Source organism: Hassallia byssoidea VB512170 (genome assembly GCF_000817785.2).
GTDB classification, from domain to species: domain Bacteria; phylum Cyanobacteriota; class Cyanobacteriia; order Cyanobacteriales; family Nostocaceae; genus Hassallia; species Hassallia carrinoi.
Map to the genome: position 1 here is coordinate 1 of NZ_JTCM02000112.1, position 21138 is coordinate 21138.

Sequence of the window (21138 nt, forward strand, 5' to 3'; positions counted from 1 at the left end):
GGGGACTCACAAACAATAGACACTCATTGACAGCCTTGTTCTTAGTTGTTCGTGCAGCATCATAGACAGTCTGTGTAGAAGGCTGTCCAATGAGTGTCCACGTTCATTCCAAGGGTGCGAAGCCTGCCCTATTTCTTACGGTTTGGCGACCACGCCTTCATCCTTTGATGGTCGCTCTTGTGCCCTTGGATCTATTAAACTTGGCCCAGAAGTAATGTCGGCGTTTTAGCGTAGGGGGTTTCTTCGACAGTTTCTACTGGCTCTTTAGTTTGAAACGGTTTTACAGAATGCACCTGAGCTTGTTCTTCCTTCTTGCGTTCCTTATGGGTCTTTTTCTTTTGCTTAATAAAAGTATCTCTGTCTTGCACTTCTGCAAGGATAGATTTATTACTTAATTGCTTGCCTGCACTACGAATTTTTCGACTTGCAGCTTTTGCTTCCTCCAAGGAGATTTGCTCGGTTTCTAAGTCAATCGCATTTTGTTGAGACAGTAGCACTTCTTTTCCTGAATCTTGACGGTATACAAAAACAGTTGATATATCTCTGGGGTCATATCGCAGCAACACACTTTCTCCTGCATAAGCTGGCAGGTAATCTCCCCGATACATAATATTTTCAAAGCTTACATATCCGCCTTTATAGATGCTGCGACGTGTCTTTTTCATCAGGCAGATATCTAATTCTCGGTCATTAATCAAACTTGGTAGCGCAGGTAATCCCGCTTCCCAGCGTTGAAACCGTGTTTGATCTCCACTGCGAGCATCTATTCGCTGATTGTAGTTATCAATGATGTAACGCACTATCAGCAGATTTAATTCCCGCAGAGTAATACACGCTTCTTCCTCCGCTTGTTCTGGGCGTTCTTGAATATTTGAACCTAGATAACCGTAAAATCCTGACAAAAAATCTGTGTTGATAGTCCCGTGGAAAAAAAGAGAGAAAAACGAGCAACCTTTTTGATGGTTTACGCTACACGTCGCGGATCTTGAAACAAAACCGTTCGCGCAGCGTCTCCCCGAATCGAGAGCGGGTCGAAATTGCCGCAAAAAAATGGGGCAGCCTTCTTCTAAGTTATTGGTTGGGTATCGCGGATCTTTAATACAAGGCTGCCCCATTTTTTCAGGTCTGGCTCCGGGAAGAGAGATTTTGGTATATGAAGGATACTTTTTTCCCGCTCGGTAATGTTTACGGTTGCTCGGCAGATCGCGCACTTTATGCGTCCCCACCGTAATTTGTCCACTAGTATTCCAAACAAGGTGTTTCCCATTCGGACTGATAGCGATGAAGTCAGCAAAGACAGCATGTCCGAATATCTTGAAGGTGCAAATACGTTGCCCTGTATTTAAATCAAATACCTTTATCGATTGGTCTTTACAAGTATAGTCAGTTTCTCCACAAGCAAATATTGTTCCATCAGGACTGAGAGCCATTGAAGTTATAAATCCTGTTTTTAAAATGTGGACACACGGAAATTTTTTGTAATGTTCTATGCGGAGATTTATCGTTTTGCTTTTGGTTATCTCGATTGTTCAAGCTTATTACTCTATATCTTCAAAAGAAAAATCTTAGTGAAATTGAGATATAAAGCAGTGAACTATTTATCCTCGCCCTTTTTGTAATGGTAATTTAAGGATGTAGCGTTTTAGGAGCCTAACATGAGCCGTTTCAAAGTTGCAGTAGTTGTCGGTGTCGGTCCAGGATTGGGAAGTGCGATCGCTCACAAATTGAAGAGTGAAAATTTTGCTGTCGGATTGATTGCTAGAAACGCTGACCAACTTACCCAAATTCAAAGCGAAATTCAAGCTGCTAATGGGACAGCGTTAATTTTTCCGGCTGATGTGACAGACGCTGCATCTATCAAAGATGCCTTTGCACAGGTAAAATCGCAACTTGATGCGCCCGAAGTTCTAGTTTATAATGCTGGAGCCTTTCAAATGGCTGGTATTCTAGAACTTACACCAGAGCAATTTGAGAATAGCTGGAAAGTGAATTGTTTTGGCGCTTTTGTTGCCGCACAGCAAGTTTTACCCGCAATGGTTGAACAAGGTAGAGGCACCATTTTGTTAACGGGTGCGACTGCTGCACTTAAAGGTTCTGCGAGTTTTTCGGCTTTAGCGGTGGGTAAATTCGGCTTGAGAGCGCTGGCACAGTCTTTGGCACGCGAATTTGGTCTCCAAGGAATTCATGTGGCTCATATCGTCATTGATGGGATGATTAACACCGAAAGAGTGCGGGGAATGGCATCAGAAAGGAAAGCACATACACTACTTTCACCAGAAGCGATGTCTGACGACAAGCCGCTCCGCGTCTACGCGCAAAATTACTGGCAACTCTACAACCAAGATGCAACCGCTTGGACTTTAGAACTTGATTTGCGACCTGCTGTAGAGAAATTTTAGTTTTTTAATACACTCACAAGCGATTAGTCAACTACTGCACGGCATATAGTTTCTTAATCATCACGCAGGATAGACATGCAAACATTGTCTGCCAATTGGCGGACTTTTTTCATTGCAAGTCGCTTATACCCTTTAATGAGGAAAGTCAGCGTTAAATGTTGAATAAACCACCGCTTACCGGATATTCGGTCTTTAAGATGGTATCTTTATACGTCAACGCTTTCCTTACTAAAAAATCTCAGGAGAAAACTAATGGCACAAGCAAAAAATGGTGATACTGTAATGGTTCACTACACAGGCAAATTGACAGATGGCACAGTATTTGATTCTTCTACTGAGCGTGACCCTTTGCAGTTCACCATAGGTGCAGGAGAAATCATTCCTGGATTTGAACAGGCAGTTTTGGGGATGAATACAGGCGAATCAAAAACTACAAAAATCCCCGTAGAGGAAGCTTACGGTTCACATCGTCCAGAAATGGTAGTAGAAGTTGAACGCGACCAAATGCCCCCGGAAATGGAACCAGAAGTAGGTCAGCAGTTACAAATTCAGCAACCCTCTGGACAAATTATTCCGGTGACAATCACTAATATCTCTGACTCTACAATTACTTTAGATGCAAATCATCCATTAGCTGGAGAAGATTTAATCTTCGATATCGAACTTGTAGATATCACTGTTTAAATGTTAGTAGTTAGTAGTTAGTAGTTACTAGGAGCGTAGTTAGTTGGAGCGTTGTTGATTGACGGTCAACAGTCAATAGTTATCTACGCTCACACTAACTACGCTCCTACAAATTATTAACACTTCATTTATCTTCCTGATGGGGATTTTCTGACGGATGTGTTTCAATTGTTTGGTTAGCATCTAGAGAACGCTGGTCAGAAACAAGGACTAATTCTGTCTCTCTGTTAGATTTATTTCCCCATTGATCTAAAACATCTTTAATTAAGACTTCTTGCACCCAAATTTTAGCGACAACGGTTAAGGGTAACGCTAAGAATAATCCTAAAAAGCCAAAGAATGTGACAAAGAAAAGTTGAGAAATTAAGGTGACTGCGGGAAGCAATGACACCTGACGTGCCATGACGATAGGGGTGATGAAATTGCTTTCTGTTTGCTGAATAAAAAAGTAAAGAACCAACACAGCGAGGGATTTCCAAGGTGCATCTAAAAGCGCGATCGCCATTGCCGGAATTACACTCATCGTTGGACCCAGATTTGGAATCAAGTTCAAAAATCCCGCCAACACTCCTAAAGCAAGCGCTGCTTTCACACCTAAAATTGATAAGCCAGTTACACTTAACAATCCCACTACACTCATTGCAATCAAAGCGCCTACTACCCATCCCTCTAATGAGGCTTCACATTTATCTAAAATTCCATCTACCCGTCGCCGATAAAATGAGGGAAACAACCGTATAAATACTTTGCGGTAAGCTGCGGGATCGGCTAAAAACATTCCTGTTAAAACTAACACCAGCAAAATTTTCAAAACTACTTCTAAAGTGCCAGAAACAAACGTAAAAGAACTTCCCAAAGCACGATTTATTAAAGGTTGCGCTTGTTGAATTAAACTATTTACATCAGGTATATATGGTGTCAGTTGAGTTGGAATGCGAGTTTCTGCTTGATCGAGCCAAGTATTGAAGCGTTGAAACCCTTGGGGAACCCGATATGTTAGTTCTTGGAACTGCTGTGTAAAAGGCGGTACAATCAGCCAGAAAAAACCCACGACGACCGCAAGAAAAATCCCCACCGACAGAATTACGGCAAGTCCCCGTGCCATCCCCATGCGCTGCAAGCGTTTCGCCAGCCGATTTAAGGTGGTGGCTAATACAATCGCGGCAAACATCAGTAAAAGTACTTCCTTTATCTGCCACAAAATGTATAAAGAGATAACGAGGGCGATTAAGCCGATCCATTGACCTAAATTCACAGGCTGTCTCCGAACTGTTGGCAAGATGCGTTTTCGATTCAATGCAGCTAGGTTAGCTGATTTTCGCGACTTCCGTCTATATCTGGAGAGTGGAGAGTTATCTAAAGGATGAAGGATAAAGGATAAAGGCTGAAAAAAGAAAAACACTTCATACTTCAGCCTTCATACTTCATACTTTTTTCCCCCTCCCCCTATCCCTTACTGGGGAGTCGCGACAATAATGCGATCGCCATAATCAAACTTGGTGACAAAACCATAATTAATACGTTGGTTGTCGTCCCCCCAATCCCCAAACTAGGACCCATATATCTAATCAGCAGCGACAGCAAAGCCGACACTACAAACACTTTCACGATAAATCCAGTTTGATTTTCCATAATCTTGTACGGCTATACACCTTTTTCTGTAGGGTTGACACTAAATAAGGCTGCATGTCCCAGTCTCTACAATAAACCTATAGTTACAAACCTTTACATTTAAAAAGATGGGGGATGAGGGAGACAAGGAGACAAGGAGACAAGGAGACAAGGGAGACAAGGGGGAGTAATAACTCCTGACTTTTGACTTTTGACTTCTAACTCCGCTCCTCCCCACTCCCCACTCCCCACTCCCCACTCCCCATTCCCAATTCAGAGGGTACATCAAAAAATGCCTGTAGAAAAAAATAACAAAAGCCCCATCAAACCGCCGAGAATAAGGCAGTTTGGCGGCAGTTTCCTTCTGCTGCTGACTATTCTGTTATTGCTTAACTTTATTGTTCCTAGCTTCGGTGCGCGATCGCCACAAGTTGCTTATAGTGATTTTATTACGGCTGTGGAAGCTGGTAAAGTAGATAAGGCAATTGTTGGAAGCTCGCGCATTGAATATTCAATTCCGACGCAAACCCCAGATGGTAAGCCAGCTTCCCAAGTCTTCCAAACTACACCAGTAGCTTACGATCTGGATTTACCGAAGATTCTCCGCGAACATAATGTACAATTTGCTGCACCACAACCAGATCAAAATGGCTGGATTGGCACTTTAATTAGTTGGGTGGTTCCACCGTTAATTTTTATTGCAATTTGGGGCTTTTTCCTCAATCGTCAGGGAGGTGGTGCGGCTGCACTGACTGTAGGTAAAAGCAAAGCGCGAATTTCTTCTGATGGCAGCACTGGTGTCAAATTTACAGATGTGGCTGGTGTCGATGAAGCCAAAGTCGAACTAGAAGAGATTGTTGATTTTCTGAAAAATGCTGACAAATATACCCGCTTAGGTGCGAAAATACCTAAAGGTGCGTTGCTGGTGGGACCTCCAGGAACGGGTAAGACATTGTTAGCTAAAGCGATCGCTGGAGAAGCTGGTGTTCCTTTCTTCAGTATCTCCGGTTCCGAGTTTATCGAATTATTCGTAGGTGTCGGTGCTGCACGGGTGCGCGATTTGTTTGAACAAGCGAAAAAACAAGCACCTTGTATAGTTTTTATCGACGAGTTAGACGCACTCGGTAAATCTCGCGGTGGTGCTGGTGGGTTCGTCGGTGGTAACGATGAACGCGAACAAACCCTAAACCAGTTACTCACAGAAATGGACGGCTTTGATGCCAACACAGGTGTAATTATCATCGCTGCTACCAACCGTCCGGAAGTATTAGATCCAGCTTTACGTCGTCCGGGACGCTTTGACCGTCAAGTTGTGGTAGACCGTCCTGATAAAATTGGTCGGGAAGCGATTCTCAATGTTCATGCGAGAAACGTCAAATTAGCTGAGGATGTTAACTTAGCTACTATTGCCATCCGCACACCTGGCTTTGCTGGGGCAGATTTAGCTAACTTGGTAAATGAAGCCGCATTATTAGCAGCTCGTCAAAATCGGGAAGCTGTGATTATGGCAGATTTCAACGAAGCGATCGAGCGGTTGATTGCCGGTTTAGAAAAGCGATCGCGCGTACTCAATGAAACTGAGAAGAAGACTGTAGCTTATCACGAAGTCGGTCACGCCATCATCGGTGCATTGATGCCCGGAGCTGGTAAAGTTGAAAAAATCTCGGTTGTGCCGCGTGGTATCGGTGCTTTGGGTTATACAATTCAAATGCCCGAAGAAGACCGCTTCTTGATGGTTGAAGATGAAATTCGCGGACGGATTGCGACTTTGTTGGGTGGACGTTCCGCAGAAGAAATCGTTTTTGGTAAAGTCTCCACAGGTGCGGGTGACGACATCCAGAAAGCCACAGATATGGCAGAACGTTACGTTACTGTCTACGGCATGAGTGATAAACTTGGTCCGGTGGCATTTGAGAAGACGCAACAGCAGTTTATCGAAGGTTACAGCAATCCGCGTCGCTCGATTAGTCCGAAAGTGGCTGAGGAAATTGACCGCGAGATGAAGCAGATTGTGGATAATGCTCACCACATTGCTTTAACCATTTTACAAGATAACCGCGACTTGTTAGAAGAAACCGCAGAAGAATTGCTGCAACGCGAAGTCCTCGAAGGTGTAGAACTGCGGGAAAGACTTGCCAGAGCAAAAGCACCGAGCGAACTGAATGAATGGTTGCGATCTGGGAAGGTGTCGGAAGATAAGCCTTTGATGCAACATGTATTGAATTAAAATTCGTAGTCAGCACTGAAGTGCTGTCATAAATAAAAGCGATCGCTTGTTTGTTGGGCGATCGCTTTTTTCATTGTCAATAGATTTGCGGCGATAATCGGTAAATGCCCGCAGGCTAGAAGCCTGGGGCTATACGAACAAAGCCTGCGGAGGCAGGCTTTTAGATATTAAGTCCGCGTAGGCGGACTTTGTTCGTATAGCCGCACCCTTCAGGGTGTGAGGCTCAATTTTGACACCGCAAAGCAAGTAGTTCCTCAACCCATCGCCGATCGCCTTGTGATAGTGTTGGGGTAGGAACTGCTTGTTGGTAGTCAATGCGGATAGCGTAACCGCCTCGCTCATAAATACCACTAACGATAGATTGTAAATTTACAGTTGTTACTTGTTGAGGTTCTTTGAGGGGTAGTAAAAACTCAGGAATTGCCTCACGCATTGTAAAAGCATATAAATCTGCTATGGGACGGCGCTCATGCTGACTGACTACAATTCGATAGTCAGTAATTGAATCAACCCCTTTCATTGCCATTGGTTCATCTGCTCGAAGCAAGTCTATTTCAACTAAATGAGACATACTTCCTAAAATCGAATGACGCTTCTGTTCGTAAATTGAGCGCCCTTTGCCTTTGCGTTTATTCTTAGGTGATAAAATTTCAATGACTGTAATTACAGCATCTGTTTTAGTTTCCCTCACTTCCAAATATCGCTCTTTCACTTCTTCTAGATAAGTGCGCGTCTCTACGCCAATATAGTATTTAGGTAGCAACTTTGGGGCAAGAGCATCGGCGATCGCTACGATTAAACGGCTGTGAAACTCTGACCAGAAAATAGGTTGCTCTAGGTAGGGGTTCATTCCCGGAAACGGCGATCGCATAATCGACCTCACACAATGGAAGCTATCTTGATTTTAACTGCTGGATTGCATTTCCCTGTGGATGGAAAATCACAAATAATTCATATCGTTTTTAAACGCAGAGGGACGCAAAGGTAAACGCGGAGGTGAATCAAATACAGTTCGGATAATGTTTTTTGATGAAAATTATAGATCGCAAAGACGCGATAAATCCCCGTCTTTACAATAATCAGCCCTTTGTAGAGACGGCGATTTATCGCGTCTCTCTAACCGTCAAAATGAGTTTGACAGACTACTAGCCCTCAGCCTGTCGCAGTTCCTCTAATTCCTCTGGTGTAAGGGGATTATTTCCTAACTCAAGTGCTTCTATCCAGCGTAGCCGGCGCTGCTTCACATTTTTTGAGTAATCAAGTGCGCCACTGTCTACAACAGCCCGAAAGTCTTCTAATGCCCCTACCAAGTCGTTTGTCAGTACTCTAGCCAGCCCGCGACTATCTTGATAGCCTTTATTATCAGGGTCTAGGGTGACAGCTTTTTCACAAATGTGGAGAACACCTTTCGCATGACCGTGTACGCTGCCAAACCAGCAGATGCTATGCCAATATCCGGCAGAGTTATTTAAACTAGGGTCAAAGCTGAGGGCTTGTCTGAAAGCGTTCTGTGCTTCTTTAACCTTGCCCTCTTTTACCAAACTGATACCCTGATTTAAGGAAACCTTAGCTGCACTGATGCCCTGACTTAAGGAAACCGCAGCTGCAAAAGCTGGGTCTTGCGCTAACTCAGGAGATACATTTACTGCTTCATGCAGCCTTTTAGCATTGAGCCATTTTGTGTCATTGTCCCATACAACTGCTTGGAGGTCGGCATCGCTGAGGTCGGCATCGCTGAGGTCGGCACCGCTGAGGTCGGCACTCCTGAGGTCGGCACTCCTGAGGTCGGCACCGCTGAGGTCGGCACTGCTGAGGTCGGCACCGCTGAGGTCGGCAACGGTGAGGTTGGCATCGCTGAGGTCGGCATCGCTGAGGTCGGCACCGCTGAGGTTGGCATCGAAGAGGTCGACACCCCTGAGGTTGGCACGACTGAGGTCGGCACCCCTGAGGTAGGCATCGCTGAGGTCGGCACCCCTGAGAAATAATCTCAAGTTTATGTTAAAGGCATCGACACCCAAGCAGTGACTATAGCCGATAATAGCGAGTAAGCGTGCTGAGTCAAACTGATCGGAATGAGGTTTACCGCAAGGGTAAAAGGTGATTTTATCTTTCAGATCATCTTTTGTTTGAGCATAGCGATTTAACTCTAAAAGCAAAATCATCACATTCAACCCCGTACACACATCCACTTGTCGCAAACCCAAGTGATTTTCTCTGTCTGGTAATTGCTCTTTTAATTTCTTTTTCTTATCTTGGGGCAAATTTGCATTTTCCGCATCAATAAATTCCCCATCGCACCAACGCAAGTAGAAATGCTCTAATCGTTCAAATAGTTGACAAAAGCGTTGTACATCTTCAAATTCGGAACTTTCGGCAAACAACCCCATTAAATATTCCCCAATTTCCGGTGTTAAATTCCCATAGCCGAATAAATCGTAAATTTCCCTATCCATCACCTCTATGGAAACTGAATTTTCTTCACGGTGACGCTTGTTTATTTTCGTTGTCCAATCTACAAAGCTTTCTATTAACCGTTCTGCGAATAAAAACTCGCTAAAACTCTTGTGGACAAACTCCACGGAACCATCTTTATCGCCTGAAGCTGCTTTGATGTAAAATGCGGTTAACAAATTATTGAGTAGCTTCTTATTTTCGTGAGAATTCTCTCTAGCTTGCTGAATTAACTTTGCTGCCTCGTTGTTACTAACTTTGAGCCGTGTTTCTAACATCGCTACTTTTGCAGATTCATTTCCCGACTGCACCACACACAAAGCAGCTTCTGTCATAAATTGGCGCAAATCTTGTTTTTCCAGTTGAGTCAAGCGCAAGTTTTCATTTTTACGCTGTTCTTCTAATACCCATTTCACCGATTCGTCATAAATGCGGATTTTTGCTTTGATACCTTCTGCACCCTCAAACATTTTCTCATTCAAACGTTGCTCTCGGTGCATTCGTGCGAGTAAATAAAGCAGTAAAGGTTCTCGTGCTAAGTTATCTTTGATTTCATCAGGACAAGCTTGCAAAAACTGCTCAAAGTTCTTTGCTTCTTGCGTCCCAACTTTAGCCTCCCATTTATTTAGCCAAGTTTGCCGAATCGAGTCATCCATTGGCTGAAGTTCGACGCGCTTCAAGCTTTTGGTTTGTGAGAGCAAGCGGTCAATTCCTTGCAGCGCTAAAGGACGACCTGTAACCAAAAATTGATGATGGCAAAAGCTATCTTTTTGAAACTTCTCTACCTGTTCCAAAAATTCCTTTAAGCCGTTAGCTCGTCCTTCTAATAATAGTTCGTCGAAGCCATCGAGTAAAAATAAAAAGCGGGTATTTTTATCCGTCAACCAGCCAGAATCACTTTGAACAAAATCAACGTTTTCTAAATAGTTCTCTAGAGTTTCAGTTAAGTTATCTTTGAGTACTCGCACATCCCGCAAGCGAATCAAAATCGGTGTAAAGCTAGGATGCAAGTTTTGCCGCACCCAGTCAGCAAACATTCGACAAAAGACACTTTTACCGCGTCCAGCTTCACCTTGAATAAACAAAACTTGTTTGGCTTTATTTTTCTCAGCTTCAGAAAGTATTGACTTAACAAACTCTTCGATTTGAGAAGTTACATCACCTTTCTCATCCAGTTCTTTAACTTGCAGCGGTACATACAAATCTCGAAAGGTGATATAAGTTTCATCAAAAATCTTTTCTTCTGGCTTGGGTTTAATTTCCTGTTCTAAATAATCATCAATGCTGAAATATTTCTCTAGTTTGTCTTTCCCACCGACGCGATACCATTCTACGAGTTGCTTGACTTTATCACCAACTTCTACTAATGCCGAAAGCATATATTCATCGGTTTTTCGCGCAACTCTTTCGGTGACAGTTTTCGCGTCTGCTTCGATTAAACCTGCTTCTTGTAAACGTTGCTGCAAAACTTGATTAAATGCTTCTGCTAATTTCGATTCGTGGAAGTAGAGAATAGCTTTTTTCGCTTCTCGTTCCTCAAATTCTTGCTCACCCAGTTTCTTAATTTGTCTAGCTAAAGTTTCCGAAACTGGTTTTTCTTGATTAATTTGCTGTTGTAATTGCGAATCTTCTTTAAGAATTGCTTTCAAGCTTTCTAGATAAGCAACCTGACTAACCAATATTACACAGCTTTCTGGACTTGGCTCTTTTTTGGTCGCGTCAACAATCAGCTTTAATGTAGTTATTGCGATGGGTGCAAAGGGAATTACTGAACCAGCAATTTGTCCGAGTGGTGCGTTGATGACATCTAATAGCGACGATATTTGAGCGATGTAGGGTTTGAGGTCTTCTGCCTTCGGTTTTTGCTCGTTGATGGCTTTGGCTAGGTCAAAGACGGCTTTAGCGGCTTCTGCGCCAGTTTTTGTGACCTCCGCCCCTTGTGCCCAGTTCAATCCCTGGATATTTTTCCACCAGTTTGAGAATATCATCGCCATAGACTATTTCTCTATCTCTTTGATAAAATTATTAACATAAATCGTAGTAAGCACTTTAGTGCTTATTTTAACCGCTAAAGCGCTTACTACGAGTAATGCGTAAGTCCTAACTCAGAGTCAACCAGCTAAAAATCTCTTCAACTGTCAGTTCTAATTCGATACCATTAAGTATTGGCAACTGAGAAGCACCTGTATAGATTTCCACTTGCTGACCGGGAAACACAGCTAGGACACTTTCATCTTCTGGATATATTAACCAGCCTAGCTCAGTACCGTTGCGGCAGCAATGCAACAAGTTACTCAACACTTTTGTTTGTCTTTGGTCTGGAGAAAGAATTTCAATTGCCCAATCGGGCTGAATTTCAAAGCGGTTTGCAATTCTCCCTGATGAAGTTAAGGGAATTCTTGCCCAACGAAACACAGACACGTCAGGGACGATGGAATTACCTCCGAATGTGCAGCGTAATTCTGGGAATGCGTGAGCAATTTTTGGGCTTTTAGCTACTTTATTAATTACTTCGCAAAGGGTAATCTGAATTAAGCTATGTTCACCTTGAGGCATTGGCTTTTGAATAATTTCTCCATTGAGAAATTCTGATGCTGGTTTTGTTTCTGGCAGTTGCAGGAACTCGTCTAATGTCAGCTGAGGTTTACTGGCTATTGTCATAAGTCAGTTTTACTGCGAAAGTTTTACATAGACAATCTTTTTAACTAGATTAGCTTTGGTGAATATAATTCGCGATTACACAAACGCTCGTCCGAGAAGGCTGACTATATAAATTTAAGGATTTTGTAGCTTGTGGGGGACGAGATGTAAAATGTGAGTTTAAGACAAATTTGAGATTAACGGAGTTCTGATACTCGTTGATGAGTCTTTTATACTCGTCGGAGAGTCTTTTATACTCGTCGGAGAGTCTTTTATACTCGTCGGAGAGTCTTTTATACTCGTCGGAGAGTCTTTTATACTCGTTGATGAGTCTTTGATACTCGTTGATGAGTCTTTGATACTCGTTGATGAGTCTTTTATACTCATTAATCCACCTCAAAGAGTGATTCATCCACCTCAAAGACTGATTCATCCACCTCAAAGACTGATTCATCCACCTCAAAGACTGATTAATCGAGTTCTAAGTTTTCTTCCTGTGTTCTTCCCGGAGAGACGCAATGAATTGCGTCACTACGAGTGTTAACTGCGTTGCCAAATTTTAATTGTTTTATCTAAGCTGCCACTTACCAACATTTCCCCGGAAGTTGTAAACGCTAAAGCTGTTACTGTGTCGGTATGTCCTGTAAATGTACCTAGCAGTTCTCCGGTGTGTAGATGCCACAATTTGATAGTTTTATCTGAACTGCCACTAGCGATAATTTCTCCATCGGGACTTAGAGCGATCGCATCAACTCCATCTCGATGTCCTTTAAGGGTACGAAGCAATTCCCCTGTCTCTAAATCCCAAATCTTAATCGTCTTATCTCGACTTCCACTCACGAGAATATTATCATCTCCACTCACCGCCAAAGAACGAACTATGTGAGAATGTCCCATCAGGATGTGCAAAGGTTCGGTATTAAAACTTGTTACTTTACCTTCACATGACAAATCCCAAACTTTTATTTTACGGTAGCTACCTGTTACCAAAGTTTGTCCATCTTGGCTAAAAGCGAGGGAATGAGCAGCGGTATCATCTAATGAAAGAGCGATCGCTACCTGTCGATACATCAAATCCCAAAACAAAATCTTTCTGTCATCTCCCCCAGTTGCTAACATTCTTCCATCTGGAGTAAAAGCAACACAGCGCACCATTCCATTGTGCTTGTGGAGAATATCTATCAAATCTACTGCACCGGAATGCCAAATTTTAATTGTGGAGTCTGCACCACCACTCACCAATGTTTGTCCATCCGGACTGAATGTCAAGGAGTTGACTTCATCCACTACCCCGGAGACACTCCATTGGTATTCTGAGAGAGTACCAATTAACTCACCTTTTGTCAAGTCCCAAAGCTTCGTCTCTCCCCGACTGCCGCTTGCCAAAATTGGCGGGAAATTGCCGTTTTTCCCTCCCGGACTGAAAGCAAGGCAATTAATGCCTCTACAATGTCCTGTCAAAGTCTGCCAGCATTCCCAATCACCGACTATGTTTTTTAGGGGATGATCTGCTGATAAAGTCTGAATCGTTTCGGCATACGCAATTTCATCAACTCCTAGCGGTGCATCTTTTTTGGCAATTAATGATTCTAAATACCAACTTAACCCACCCCCATATAACAAGTTACTCGGAATTACAGTAACTTTTGGCTCAGTAAATTGAATTTGATTTGACGGCAAAAAACCTGTAATTACCGCTTGCTTTTCGTAGCCTAATTGACCAGTGAACGGATAAAACAAACAGAGAAAAATCAATACTTGATGATTCTGTATATCTTCTTGAGTAACAGTCCACCTGATTTTGTCTTTTTTTATGCCGTTAAAACTTTCTCCATCAGCAGCGTAAACTTGAATACTAACTTTTGGGTTATCTGCTAACGAGTAAGCAAATTTACTTTCCCCGCGTAAATTTCCCTCCTCATCTAATGCCATATTTTTCAAGCTGTCTTGTGGCACTTTTTTAACTAGCTTACCCAAGCGTTCAGTTATCACCCGCTGAACGATTTGTTCTCGCAAAAGATAATCTTCCGCTTGCTGCTGAAAATATTTCGGAAAGGGAATTACCCAATCAGGGGGTTCGGGATATTCCGGTGGTGTCGGTGGGGGATTTTTGGCGAGAATTTCGGCTTGGAAGCGAGCAAAATTAAGCAATTTTGCCAATGATTCGCCCCAAAATGCCATAATTTCACTGTGACAACCTTTGACTTGACTCTCTAGCAAAGATAAGTCATAAGTCTTTGGTTTTTTCACACGTTGAAGAAAGTCAGCTTGTTGAGCTTTCAGTAAGCTAATCCAATCCATTTGCATGTTTTGCGGCACAAAGAATGCATACCTACGGTAAGCTATACCAAAGCAATTACTCAAGTTTATAAGACGAATGTAAATTGATTGAGTAATTTGAGCAGTTAGGGTAACACAAGTATTACTTATGGTCTAACAGAAAGCAATTATCTATTTGAGCTATAAGATACTTTGTCAACCATCAGCTAGAGCGTATAAATAAATTAGACGTTGGAAATTAATTCTAACTTATCTGAAAAATATGAGACTGTCTCTAGTGAGACAAACCCGAAATAATACTCATTAAGAATCACGCGCCACGCAGAGAGTGATAGTATAAATCTCTGATTGTCGCTGCAACAGCGGCGCATTATGTTGTATAAGTCAAGATACTAAAGTCAGGATTTGTTAATTTTCTTCTTGGCGCTCGCTTTCGTTTGCGTGTAATCGTTTAATTTTCATCCGCAAATCAAAGTCCTCACCGCTGACAATTGTTTCTAAGTCAGCGATCCGTTGTTCTAATTCTAACTGCTGCGGTGACAAAAGCTTATTTTGGTATTTTCTCTGATCCGATCGCCATACGGCAACCGTACCAACCGCTGCGCCACCAATCGCCGCTAATGGTATAATTGCACCACTTCTGGTGACAGCGGAAAGTGGAACACAAATTGCTAAAATCCCCACAGTCAACCCCCAGATTTTTGTGGTAGCTGTAACTCGGATATCTTCAGGTTGGTGGAAGTTTTTCTCCGATTTTTTAGCCATGAGTGCGTCCTCAAAGATTTAATTATAATAATTGGAGCGCTAATGCCTGTAAAAGTTCCTCGTGCGTTCACGTTCGCGTAGCGTCTCCGTCAGGAGAAGTGACTCCGTAGGAGCGATCGCCTTAAGTATAATTGCTCGATAGATAGTTTTGTATCAACTTTAACTCTATCTTCAGGATGAAATTATTCTCCCTATAAAGATAGATGATTGTATAAATAGATATAAATTTTTGGCTACCGAGAGTTAGGATAACCAAACAAAGATATATTTATTAATTGTTGAGAATATCACATCTATTCAAAAAATAACCATGACAACTGCATCCTACATTTTTCTGGCTGGAGCAAGTCGGGGTGTCGGTAGAGAAATTGCCAAATGCTTAATTGCACAACAGCAAAAAGTAAAAGCACTTTTGAGAACAGAAGCAACTCGTGATGAATTAGAAGCAATGGGTGTTGAGGTAGTTCTGGGAGATGCGTTGAATAGCGAAGATGTAGAAAGTGCTATGCAAGGAGTTCCCATCGACGCAGTTATCAGTACTGTTGGTGGTTTGCCTCAAGTTAGTGAAAGAGCAGATTATTTAGGCAATAAGAATCTGATTGATGCAGCGGTGAAAGCGAAAGTACGCTCATTTATTTTAATATCTTCTATAGGTAGTGGAGATAGCGTAGTTGCATTGAATCCACAAGCATTAGAAACATTGCGAACAGTTTTAATAGAAAAAGAAAAAGCTGAAAAACACTTAATTGACAGTGGATTAACTTACACCATTATTCGTCCCGGTGGATTAAAGTCAGAAGCAGCAACCGGAAACGGAATCTTAACTCAAGATCCACGCATTGCAGGTATAATTAATCGTGCAGATGTCGCACAGTTAGTTTGTCGTTGCTTAAATTCTGACAAAGCTAACAATCAAGTATTATCAGCAATAGATAAAAATATGCTTTTTGGGCAAATAGAATTTGAAGAATTCAGTTTAGATTAAAAACATTGTAGAGACGTTCCGGCGGAACGTCTCTACGAGGGTTGCGGTGTTTTTATTAAAATTAATTTAATGGACATGATATTAGTCACGCCAGTAGGGTGCGTTAATAACGCACCCTACGCAGACTCCCCATAAATTTGGAAAAACACAGTTCTTTTACGCGCTCCATCCAACTCAAGAAATAAGACAGATTGCCAAGTTCCCAAAGCTAATTTACCATCTACAATTGGAATTACCTCACTAGTACTCAACATCATTGCCATCAGATGAGAATGAGCATTCATCGGTTCATCTTCTGGCACAACTCTTAAGTGTAAATCATTGTGCAAATATCTATCTGATTCTGGTGCTAATTTCCGCAAAAAGACTTTGATATCCTCTAACAGTCTTTCTTCATTTTCGTTGATAGCCAATGCAGTTGTAGTGTGACGCGAAAACACTAAAACCTGACCATTCTTAATTGAAGTTGAGGCAATAAAATCGTTGATGTGCGGTGTAATATTGTAGATATTAATTCCCTGTTCAGTTTCGATTTCAATGACTTTATTAATAATTGGCATATCTTAAATGTATTTAAAAAATCTTTTTCGTAGCCAGCACTTCAGTGCTGTAAATAAGCGCTTCAGCACTTACTACTATGAGAACGAGAAACGAGAAAATAACCTCAGCCTGGTACGATAATTTGACCAATACGCTTTAAAATCTGTAGGACAGTATATAGCTCATTTTGCAAGGGAGCAGGAGAAAAAACTCTCGATACATCATACTGCGGTGTATCCTGTTGAGTTAGTTTGACAAATATAATTCCGTCTCCTGTCATCATCCCAAAGATAGGCTTATCTGGCTGCGGTGCCATCATATATGCTAGCGTTTGTGGCAGTGCTGACATTACAGAGATAGTAGTTCTTTTCGACTCTAACAAGATTACCCAAAACTGATTTTGCAAGACTAAGATATCAATTCGTCCTTTTAAAGTTTCTTCCTCTTCATCCGCATCAAAGACTATTTCTATTGAAGCCTCACCTCGCATTTTGTAGGGATAATCATAAAATCCTGCCTTTTCTAAGATAGGTGAACCTATGAGTAGTGTTACTGTTCCTTCTGTGAGATTGCCATCAGCTAGATGATAAAGATATCTTCGTCTAATAACATCTAACGAGGCTTTTTCTTCGTCTGTTATTTGAGGTAAATTCTCATACCATTCTCGGAAAAATTGCTCATCTTTAGTTCTTCTAATCCCAAAGCGAGATTCAACTTCAGCTAAACTTTTGAAAATGTCAGTAATTGCGGTTTTCTGTACCATTTTTTTATATTATTTATTCGCTAAGATTGTCTGCAAACCCGTGACTAATCTTTCTATTCCTTCTTTTGCGGTTTCTTTTTGCAGGGCACCGTAGCCGACACGCAGATAACATCCTTTATCCATACCAAAGGTTGTACCGGGAAGAACTGCTACTTGATGTTCTTTAATTAGTCTTTCTACTAATTCAAGGGTATCCATTTGAGTATGAACTTTGAGGAAAAAATAAAATGCACCATCTGCGGGGGTAATGGTACACTGATTTTGTAGGCGGTTGAGTGAGTTAAGTACGTCATAGCGTACAGAGGCGATCGCTTCCAAATTATTCTTCAAATACTCTTCTTTTGCCTGCAATGCTCCTAATGCTGCATACTGAGAAATTACAGCCGGACAAATCACAATCGTATCCTGCACTTTTTTAACGGCTACAAGCAAATGTTTGGGAATCACCATATAGCCAATCCGCCAACTCGCAAAACCGTAAGCTTTGGAAAGGCTATAAAGAGATATGGTATATTCGCTACTTCCCGAAAATGCACCAGGGGAAGTGTGTTTTACACCGTCATAGGTAAAGTATTCATAAGCTTCATCGTTAATATGATAGATGTTGCGTTCTTTGCAAAGAAGATTAACTTCTCGCAATGCTTCTTCAGAATAAACTACACCTGTGGGATTATTAGGTGAAATGGTGACGATCGCTTTTGTTTTTGATGTTATGGCTTGGGCGATCGCATCCACTCGCAATTGATAATTTTCATCGGTTTCTACCAACACCGGATGACAACCTGCTATTGTCGTTGCCATTTCATGATTAAAATAATAAGGCGTATTTAAAATAATTTCATCGCCGATTGATGTGATAGCGAGAATGGCATTCATAAACGCCATATTACTGCCGGCGGTAACAACTATGCAGTTTTCGTCGTTAATTTCAATCTTGTTAAAAGCGTGTAATTTTGCTTCAATTGCTGCTAACAAAGGAGGAATTCCCTCAACAGCTTTGTATAAATTATTAGTAGGTTCAGCGAGGAACTTGGGCAAAAGCTCGATTGCTTCCGGTGGCGGACTGTATGAAACAACACCTTGTCCTAAAGAAATGGTTCCCGGATTGTTTTTAATTAATTCGGCAACGATAGGTATTATCGGAGACTGTACAGCCTCCATGCGAGAGATATTTTTCATGCGATACTCTTACAGAGTCACTCCGTGAACGCGCCTATTTAAACTATATTTATTCTCTCGTAAATACGCCCTCGTAGTAAGGACTTCAGTCCTTGGCTTTTTTGATGAGGACTGAAGTCCTCACTACTGGACTTCATATTAGTGTCGGTTACTGTCCCCCTTCCTTAAATCCTTGCCATAGTCAATTGCGATTCTTTCCGCACGCGCTGTCCTGTAATTACCATCTTCACACCACGGGCAGGTGCAAGGGTGATACCTCGGCGGCGAGGTGTTTCTGGTTGATTATCAGTTAGCGCTAGTTGATAGCGTGACAAAATTGTTGCCAATACTAGTTTCATTTGAAACTGAGCTAAAGCATCGCCAATACAGCGACGGGCACCAGCACCAAAGGGTATAAATTCATAGGGAGAAAATTGCCGTTCTAAAAAGCGCTCTGGTTTAAACTGCTTGGGTTCTGGATATAAATCCTCACGTTGATGAACTAGATACATGCAGCCAACAATGTTTGTACCAGGCTCTAATTTATGTCCCAATAGTTCCACACTTTCTCGCACGACTCTGGGGAAAGTAAATATGGTTACAGGATGAATCCGCAAAGTTTCATTACAAACAGCGGTGAGATAAGGTAGCCGGAAAATGCTCATCGGATCTGGAGAATCACCCAAAGTATCGAGTTCTTGCAGGATTTTGTTACGGACTTCTGGCTTGTAGTGAGTCCAATATAATGCCCAAGCCATTGCGCTTGCTGTGGTTTCATATCCCGCAAGTAACATGGTCATCAACTCATCACGCAACTCTTGATCGGTCATGGGATTCCCCTCTTCATCCCGCGCTGACATCAGTAGCGAGAGGATATCAATGCGATTTGGATCGGGTGAAGAGCGACGTTCAGCAATTTCGGTGTAAATTATTTTATCAATTGCGGCGCGATCGCGTACAAATTTTCCCCAAGGACTCCAAGCACCTAAATCCTTTTGCAGCCAAGGGAAATACAAAAAGCTAGAAGTCAATGGCGAACGAAACAAATCTGATATTGCTGTCAGTCCGCGTTTAAGTTGTTGATATCGTTCTCCTTCATGCAAGCCAAAAACCGCCTCTAAAATGACTTGCAGGGAGATTTCCTGCATTGCAGTCCGAGCTAAAAAAAGCTGATTTTGTGGTAAATTACTAATGGTCTTTTCAGTGATATTACGGATTAATTCCCCGTACTTTCGCATCCGTTCACCGTGAAACGAAGGCATTACTAATTGTCGCCGCTTTTTGTGGCGATCGCCTTCCAGCATGAAAATCGAATAGTCTCCTACTATTGGTTGCACAATTTCGTTCACATCACCAGGAGCTGCAAACTTTTTGCGGTCATTTGTTAAAATTTCTTGCAGCGCTTGGGGATGGTTCACGAATACTAGGGTGTCGCCAAAACCTATGATTCTAGCAGTGAAAATATCAGGATATTCTTTTACTGCGGTTTCCATATATCCCACAGGATCGGCTACCCATTGGATTTTTTGGAGAAAAGCCGGAGTTTTGACAGGGTTGATTAATTGCATACGATTTTTAGCCAGTAATTTTTACTACTAAATATTGTTGTTAATATGCATCAATGTTGCAATTGTTATTTTAAACAACTCAAAACAAGATTAGCTGGGATTTTTAGTGTTCATATGTCGAAATATTGCTGCAATGTTGCGGGCATCGTCTATCCCGCGATGGTGTGTACCCTTCAATTCTAGCCCAAGCTGTTGTAGAGCCTGCGCCATGCCAAACCCTTTAGATACACCGAGATATTTGGAAAATTCCTTTTTGATGTTTCTGTGTTCTGAACCAAAAGGATAAAGAATATTGTGATGTTTGCAATCTTGAATAAATTGCTTTTTGTCGTATTCTCCCCAAGAACAGAAAACATACTTAGGAAATGATTCAAGCCATTCTTGGAAGTAAGACATTGCTGACGGAAATGTTGGCGCTAATTCAACATCTTTTTGATAAATGCTAGTTAGTTCTGTACAAAAAGCTGTTAATTGCGGATTTATTACAGGTTGAATGAATTGCTGAAATTCTGAATCAATTTCCCATGTTGCTCTGTTGAGCATCACCGCACCGATTTCAATTATTTCCATTTCATGACGCGGAATAATGCCATCGTCAGAGCAAGTAGCTTCTAAATCTATTATTAAAAAATAGGAGGATCTATCAGTTTTCATATAATGAGTTTTATCAAGAAGTATTGCAACTTAAGTTGATTTAAAAGGTTTAATCCAGCGGAATTTTATCGCGGTATCAAGGGCGATCGCTGCGATCGCAAACCAAACAACACTTTCTGCACCCAGCACGACAAAAGGCAAAATACTATAACAACTAGGAAACTATCGATCAATCTATCTTTAGCAAAAACGCAAAACTTTAATGGCACTCTGGCGACTGGTGCTACCATCTTGTTTGGGCAACGAAAATGCGCGATCCTATGATTAATTCTCAAATAGAGGCTCCACTTTACCGTTACATTATTGGCAAAGCTGATGCCCTTGGGCTGAACCTGGACAAAAATGGACAGCCTTCATCCGAAAATGTCGTGGGGGATCGAGGATCTAGTAAACAAGGCTGTCCATTTTTGTCT

At 41.9% G+C, this 21138-nt stretch carries 18 protein-coding genes; 5 read left to right on the plus strand and 13 right to left on the minus strand.

The genetic code is table 11. The annotated features are described in order from the left end of the window. Nucleotides 1-194: 194 nt before the first annotated feature. Nucleotides 195-1430, minus strand: a complete 1236-nt coding sequence (locus PI95_RS36315; protein WP_236117245.1) for a Mu transposase C-terminal domain-containing protein — start codon at nucleotides 1428-1430, stop codon at nucleotides 195-197. Between the two features lie 225 nt (nucleotides 1431-1655). On the opposite strand from PI95_RS36315, the gene PI95_RS29100 reads away from it, so the two are divergent. Both PI95_RS29100 and PI95_RS29105 read left to right on the plus strand, forming a co-directional pair. Then, nucleotides 1656-2399, plus strand: a complete 744-nt coding sequence (locus PI95_RS29100; protein WP_039741404.1) for an SDR family NAD(P)-dependent oxidoreductase — start codon at nucleotides 1656-1658, stop codon at nucleotides 2397-2399. 252 nt (nucleotides 2400-2651) lie between these two features. Then, the gene (locus tag PI95_RS29105; RefSeq protein ID WP_039741402.1) at nucleotides 2652-3083 is read left to right on the plus strand and encodes an FKBP-type peptidyl-prolyl cis-trans isomerase; all 432 of its coding nucleotides are present in this window, start codon (nucleotides 2652-2654) and stop codon (nucleotides 3081-3083) included. Nucleotides 3084-3207: 124 nt separating this feature from the next. Here the strand turns inward: PI95_RS29105 and PI95_RS29110 are convergent, their stop codons facing one another. After that, nucleotides 3208-4338 carry an AI-2E family transporter gene (locus PI95_RS29110; RefSeq protein ID WP_039741400.1) on the minus strand — a complete coding sequence of 377 codons (1131 nt, stop codon included), beginning with the start codon at nucleotides 4336-4338 and terminating at the stop codon, nucleotides 3208-3210. Between the two features lie 191 nt (nucleotides 4339-4529). Continuing rightward, nucleotides 4530-4715, minus strand: coding sequence for a hypothetical protein (locus PI95_RS29115; RefSeq protein ID WP_039741398.1), 186 nt, complete (start codon nucleotides 4713-4715; stop codon nucleotides 4530-4532). Nucleotides 4716-4986: 271 nt separating this feature from the next. Here PI95_RS29115 and ftsH point away from each other — a divergent pair, with 271 nt between their 5' ends. Continuing rightward, the gene (ftsH, locus tag PI95_RS29120; protein WP_039741395.1) at nucleotides 4987-6921 is read left to right on the plus strand and encodes an ATP-dependent zinc metalloprotease FtsH; all 1935 of its coding nucleotides are present in this window, start codon (nucleotides 4987-4989) and stop codon (nucleotides 6919-6921) included. A 223-nt stretch (nucleotides 6922-7144) separates the two neighbouring features. Here the strand turns inward: ftsH and PI95_RS29125 are convergent, their stop codons facing one another. After that, on the minus strand, nucleotides 7145-7792 hold the full coding sequence (locus PI95_RS29125; RefSeq protein ID WP_039741392.1) for a DUF4058 family protein: 648 nt from the start codon (nucleotides 7790-7792) through the stop codon (nucleotides 7145-7147). 155 nt (nucleotides 7793-7947) lie between these two features. Between PI95_RS29125 and PI95_RS37015 the strand changes: the two genes are divergently transcribed. After that, a complete protein-coding gene (locus PI95_RS37015; protein ID WP_268896838.1) occupies nucleotides 7948-8070 on the plus strand; it encodes a hypothetical protein in 123 nt (40 codons plus the stop codon). On the opposite strand, the gene PI95_RS29130 is transcribed toward PI95_RS37015, so the two are convergent. From PI95_RS29130 to PI95_RS29145, 4 genes are all read right to left on the minus strand, one after another. Next, nucleotides 8067-11366, minus strand: coding sequence for a pentapeptide repeat-containing protein (locus PI95_RS29130; protein ID WP_052324842.1), 3300 nt, complete (start codon nucleotides 11364-11366; stop codon nucleotides 8067-8069). The genes PI95_RS37015 and PI95_RS29130 overlap by 4 nt on opposite strands. 106 nt (nucleotides 11367-11472) lie before the next feature. Then, complete coding sequence (locus PI95_RS29135; RefSeq protein WP_039741390.1) at nucleotides 11473-12033, minus strand: Uma2 family endonuclease; 561 nt, start codon at nucleotides 12031-12033, stop codon at nucleotides 11473-11475. A 519-nt stretch (nucleotides 12034-12552) separates the two neighbouring features. Further along, the gene (locus PI95_RS29140; RefSeq protein ID WP_039741670.1) at nucleotides 12553-14313 is read right to left on the minus strand and encodes a WD40 repeat domain-containing protein; all 1761 of its coding nucleotides are present in this window, start codon (nucleotides 14311-14313) and stop codon (nucleotides 12553-12555) included. 387 nt (nucleotides 14314-14700) lie between these two features. Continuing rightward, on the minus strand, nucleotides 14701-15057 hold the full coding sequence (locus PI95_RS29145; protein WP_039741388.1) for a hypothetical protein: 357 nt from the start codon (nucleotides 15055-15057) through the stop codon (nucleotides 14701-14703). A gap of 310 nt (nucleotides 15058-15367) precedes the next feature. Here PI95_RS29145 and PI95_RS29150 point away from each other — a divergent pair, with 310 nt between their 5' ends. After that, nucleotides 15368-16042 carry an SDR family oxidoreductase gene (locus PI95_RS29150; protein ID WP_039741385.1) on the plus strand — a complete coding sequence of 225 codons (675 nt, stop codon included), beginning with the start codon at nucleotides 15368-15370 and terminating at the stop codon, nucleotides 16040-16042. A gap of 116 nt (nucleotides 16043-16158) precedes the next feature. Here the strand turns inward: PI95_RS29150 and PI95_RS29155 are convergent, their stop codons facing one another. The 5 genes from PI95_RS29155 to PI95_RS29175 form a co-directional block, all read right to left on the minus strand. After that, nucleotides 16159-16602, minus strand: coding sequence for a secondary thiamine-phosphate synthase enzyme YjbQ (locus PI95_RS29155; protein ID WP_039741382.1), 444 nt, complete (start codon nucleotides 16600-16602; stop codon nucleotides 16159-16161). A 104-nt stretch (nucleotides 16603-16706) separates the two neighbouring features. Beyond that, nucleotides 16707-17345, minus strand: coding sequence for a hypothetical protein (locus tag PI95_RS29160; RefSeq protein WP_039741380.1), 639 nt, complete (start codon nucleotides 17343-17345; stop codon nucleotides 16707-16709). Between the two features lie 9 nt (nucleotides 17346-17354). Beyond that, nucleotides 17355-18524, minus strand: a complete 1170-nt coding sequence (locus PI95_RS29165) for a pyridoxal phosphate-dependent aminotransferase (RefSeq protein WP_039741378.1) — start codon at nucleotides 18522-18524, stop codon at nucleotides 17355-17357. Nucleotides 18525-18688: 164 nt separating this feature from the next. After that, on the minus strand, nucleotides 18689-20071 hold the full coding sequence (locus PI95_RS29170; RefSeq protein ID WP_039741376.1) for a cytochrome P450: 1383 nt from the start codon (nucleotides 20069-20071) through the stop codon (nucleotides 18689-18691). Between the two features lie 90 nt (nucleotides 20072-20161). Continuing rightward, the gene (locus tag PI95_RS29175; RefSeq protein WP_039741373.1) at nucleotides 20162-20725 is read right to left on the minus strand and encodes a 3'-5' exonuclease; all 564 of its coding nucleotides are present in this window, start codon (nucleotides 20723-20725) and stop codon (nucleotides 20162-20164) included. Between the last annotated feature and the right edge of the window lie 413 nt (nucleotides 20726-21138).

What these genes read in the sequence shown, in the direction of transcription:
- PI95_RS36315 (WP_236117245.1), bottom strand. Translation starts at nt 1,430, where the DNA reads ATGGCTCTCAGTCCTGATGGAACAATATTTGCTTGTGGAGAAACTGAC.
- PI95_RS29100 (WP_039741404.1), top strand. Translation starts at nt 1,656, where the DNA reads ATGAGCCGTTTCAAAGTTGCAGTAGTTGTCGGTGTCGGTCCAGGATTG.
- PI95_RS29105 (WP_039741402.1), top strand. Translation starts at nt 2,652, where the DNA reads ATGGCACAAGCAAAAAATGGTGATACTGTAATGGTTCACTACACAGGC.
- PI95_RS29115 (WP_039741398.1), bottom strand. Translation starts at nt 4,715, where the DNA reads ATGGAAAATCAAACTGGATTTATCGTGAAAGTGTTTGTAGTGTCGGCT.
- ftsH (WP_039741395.1), top strand. Translation starts at nt 4,987, where the DNA reads ATGCCTGTAGAAAAAAATAACAAAAGCCCCATCAAACCGCCGAGAATA.
- PI95_RS29125 (WP_039741392.1), bottom strand. Translation starts at nt 7,792, where the DNA reads ATGCGATCGCCGTTTCCGGGAATGAACCCCTACCTAGAGCAACCTATT.
- PI95_RS29130 (WP_052324842.1), bottom strand. Translation starts at nt 11,366, where the DNA reads ATGGCGATGATATTCTCAAACTGGTGGAAAAATATCCAGGGATTGAAC.
- PI95_RS29135 (WP_039741390.1), bottom strand. Translation starts at nt 12,033, where the DNA reads ATGACAATAGCCAGTAAACCTCAGCTGACATTAGACGAGTTCCTGCAA.
- PI95_RS29140 (WP_039741670.1), bottom strand. Translation starts at nt 14,313, where the DNA reads ATGGATTGGATTAGCTTACTGAAAGCTCAACAAGCTGACTTTCTTCAA.
- PI95_RS29145 (WP_039741388.1), bottom strand. Translation starts at nt 15,057, where the DNA reads ATGGCTAAAAAATCGGAGAAAAACTTCCACCAACCTGAAGATATCCGA.
- PI95_RS29150 (WP_039741385.1), top strand. Translation starts at nt 15,368, where the DNA reads ATGACAACTGCATCCTACATTTTTCTGGCTGGAGCAAGTCGGGGTGTC.
- PI95_RS29155 (WP_039741382.1), bottom strand. Translation starts at nt 16,602, where the DNA reads ATGCCAATTATTAATAAAGTCATTGAAATCGAAACTGAACAGGGAATT.
- PI95_RS29160 (WP_039741380.1), bottom strand. Translation starts at nt 17,345, where the DNA reads ATGGTACAGAAAACCGCAATTACTGACATTTTCAAAAGTTTAGCTGAA.
- PI95_RS29165 (WP_039741378.1), bottom strand. Translation starts at nt 18,524, where the DNA reads ATGAAAAATATCTCTCGCATGGAGGCTGTACAGTCTCCGATAATACCT.
- PI95_RS29170 (WP_039741376.1), bottom strand. Translation starts at nt 20,071, where the DNA reads ATGCAATTAATCAACCCTGTCAAAACTCCGGCTTTTCTCCAAAAAATC.
- PI95_RS29175 (WP_039741373.1), bottom strand. Translation starts at nt 20,725, where the DNA reads ATGAAAACTGATAGATCCTCCTATTTTTTAATAATAGATTTAGAAGCT.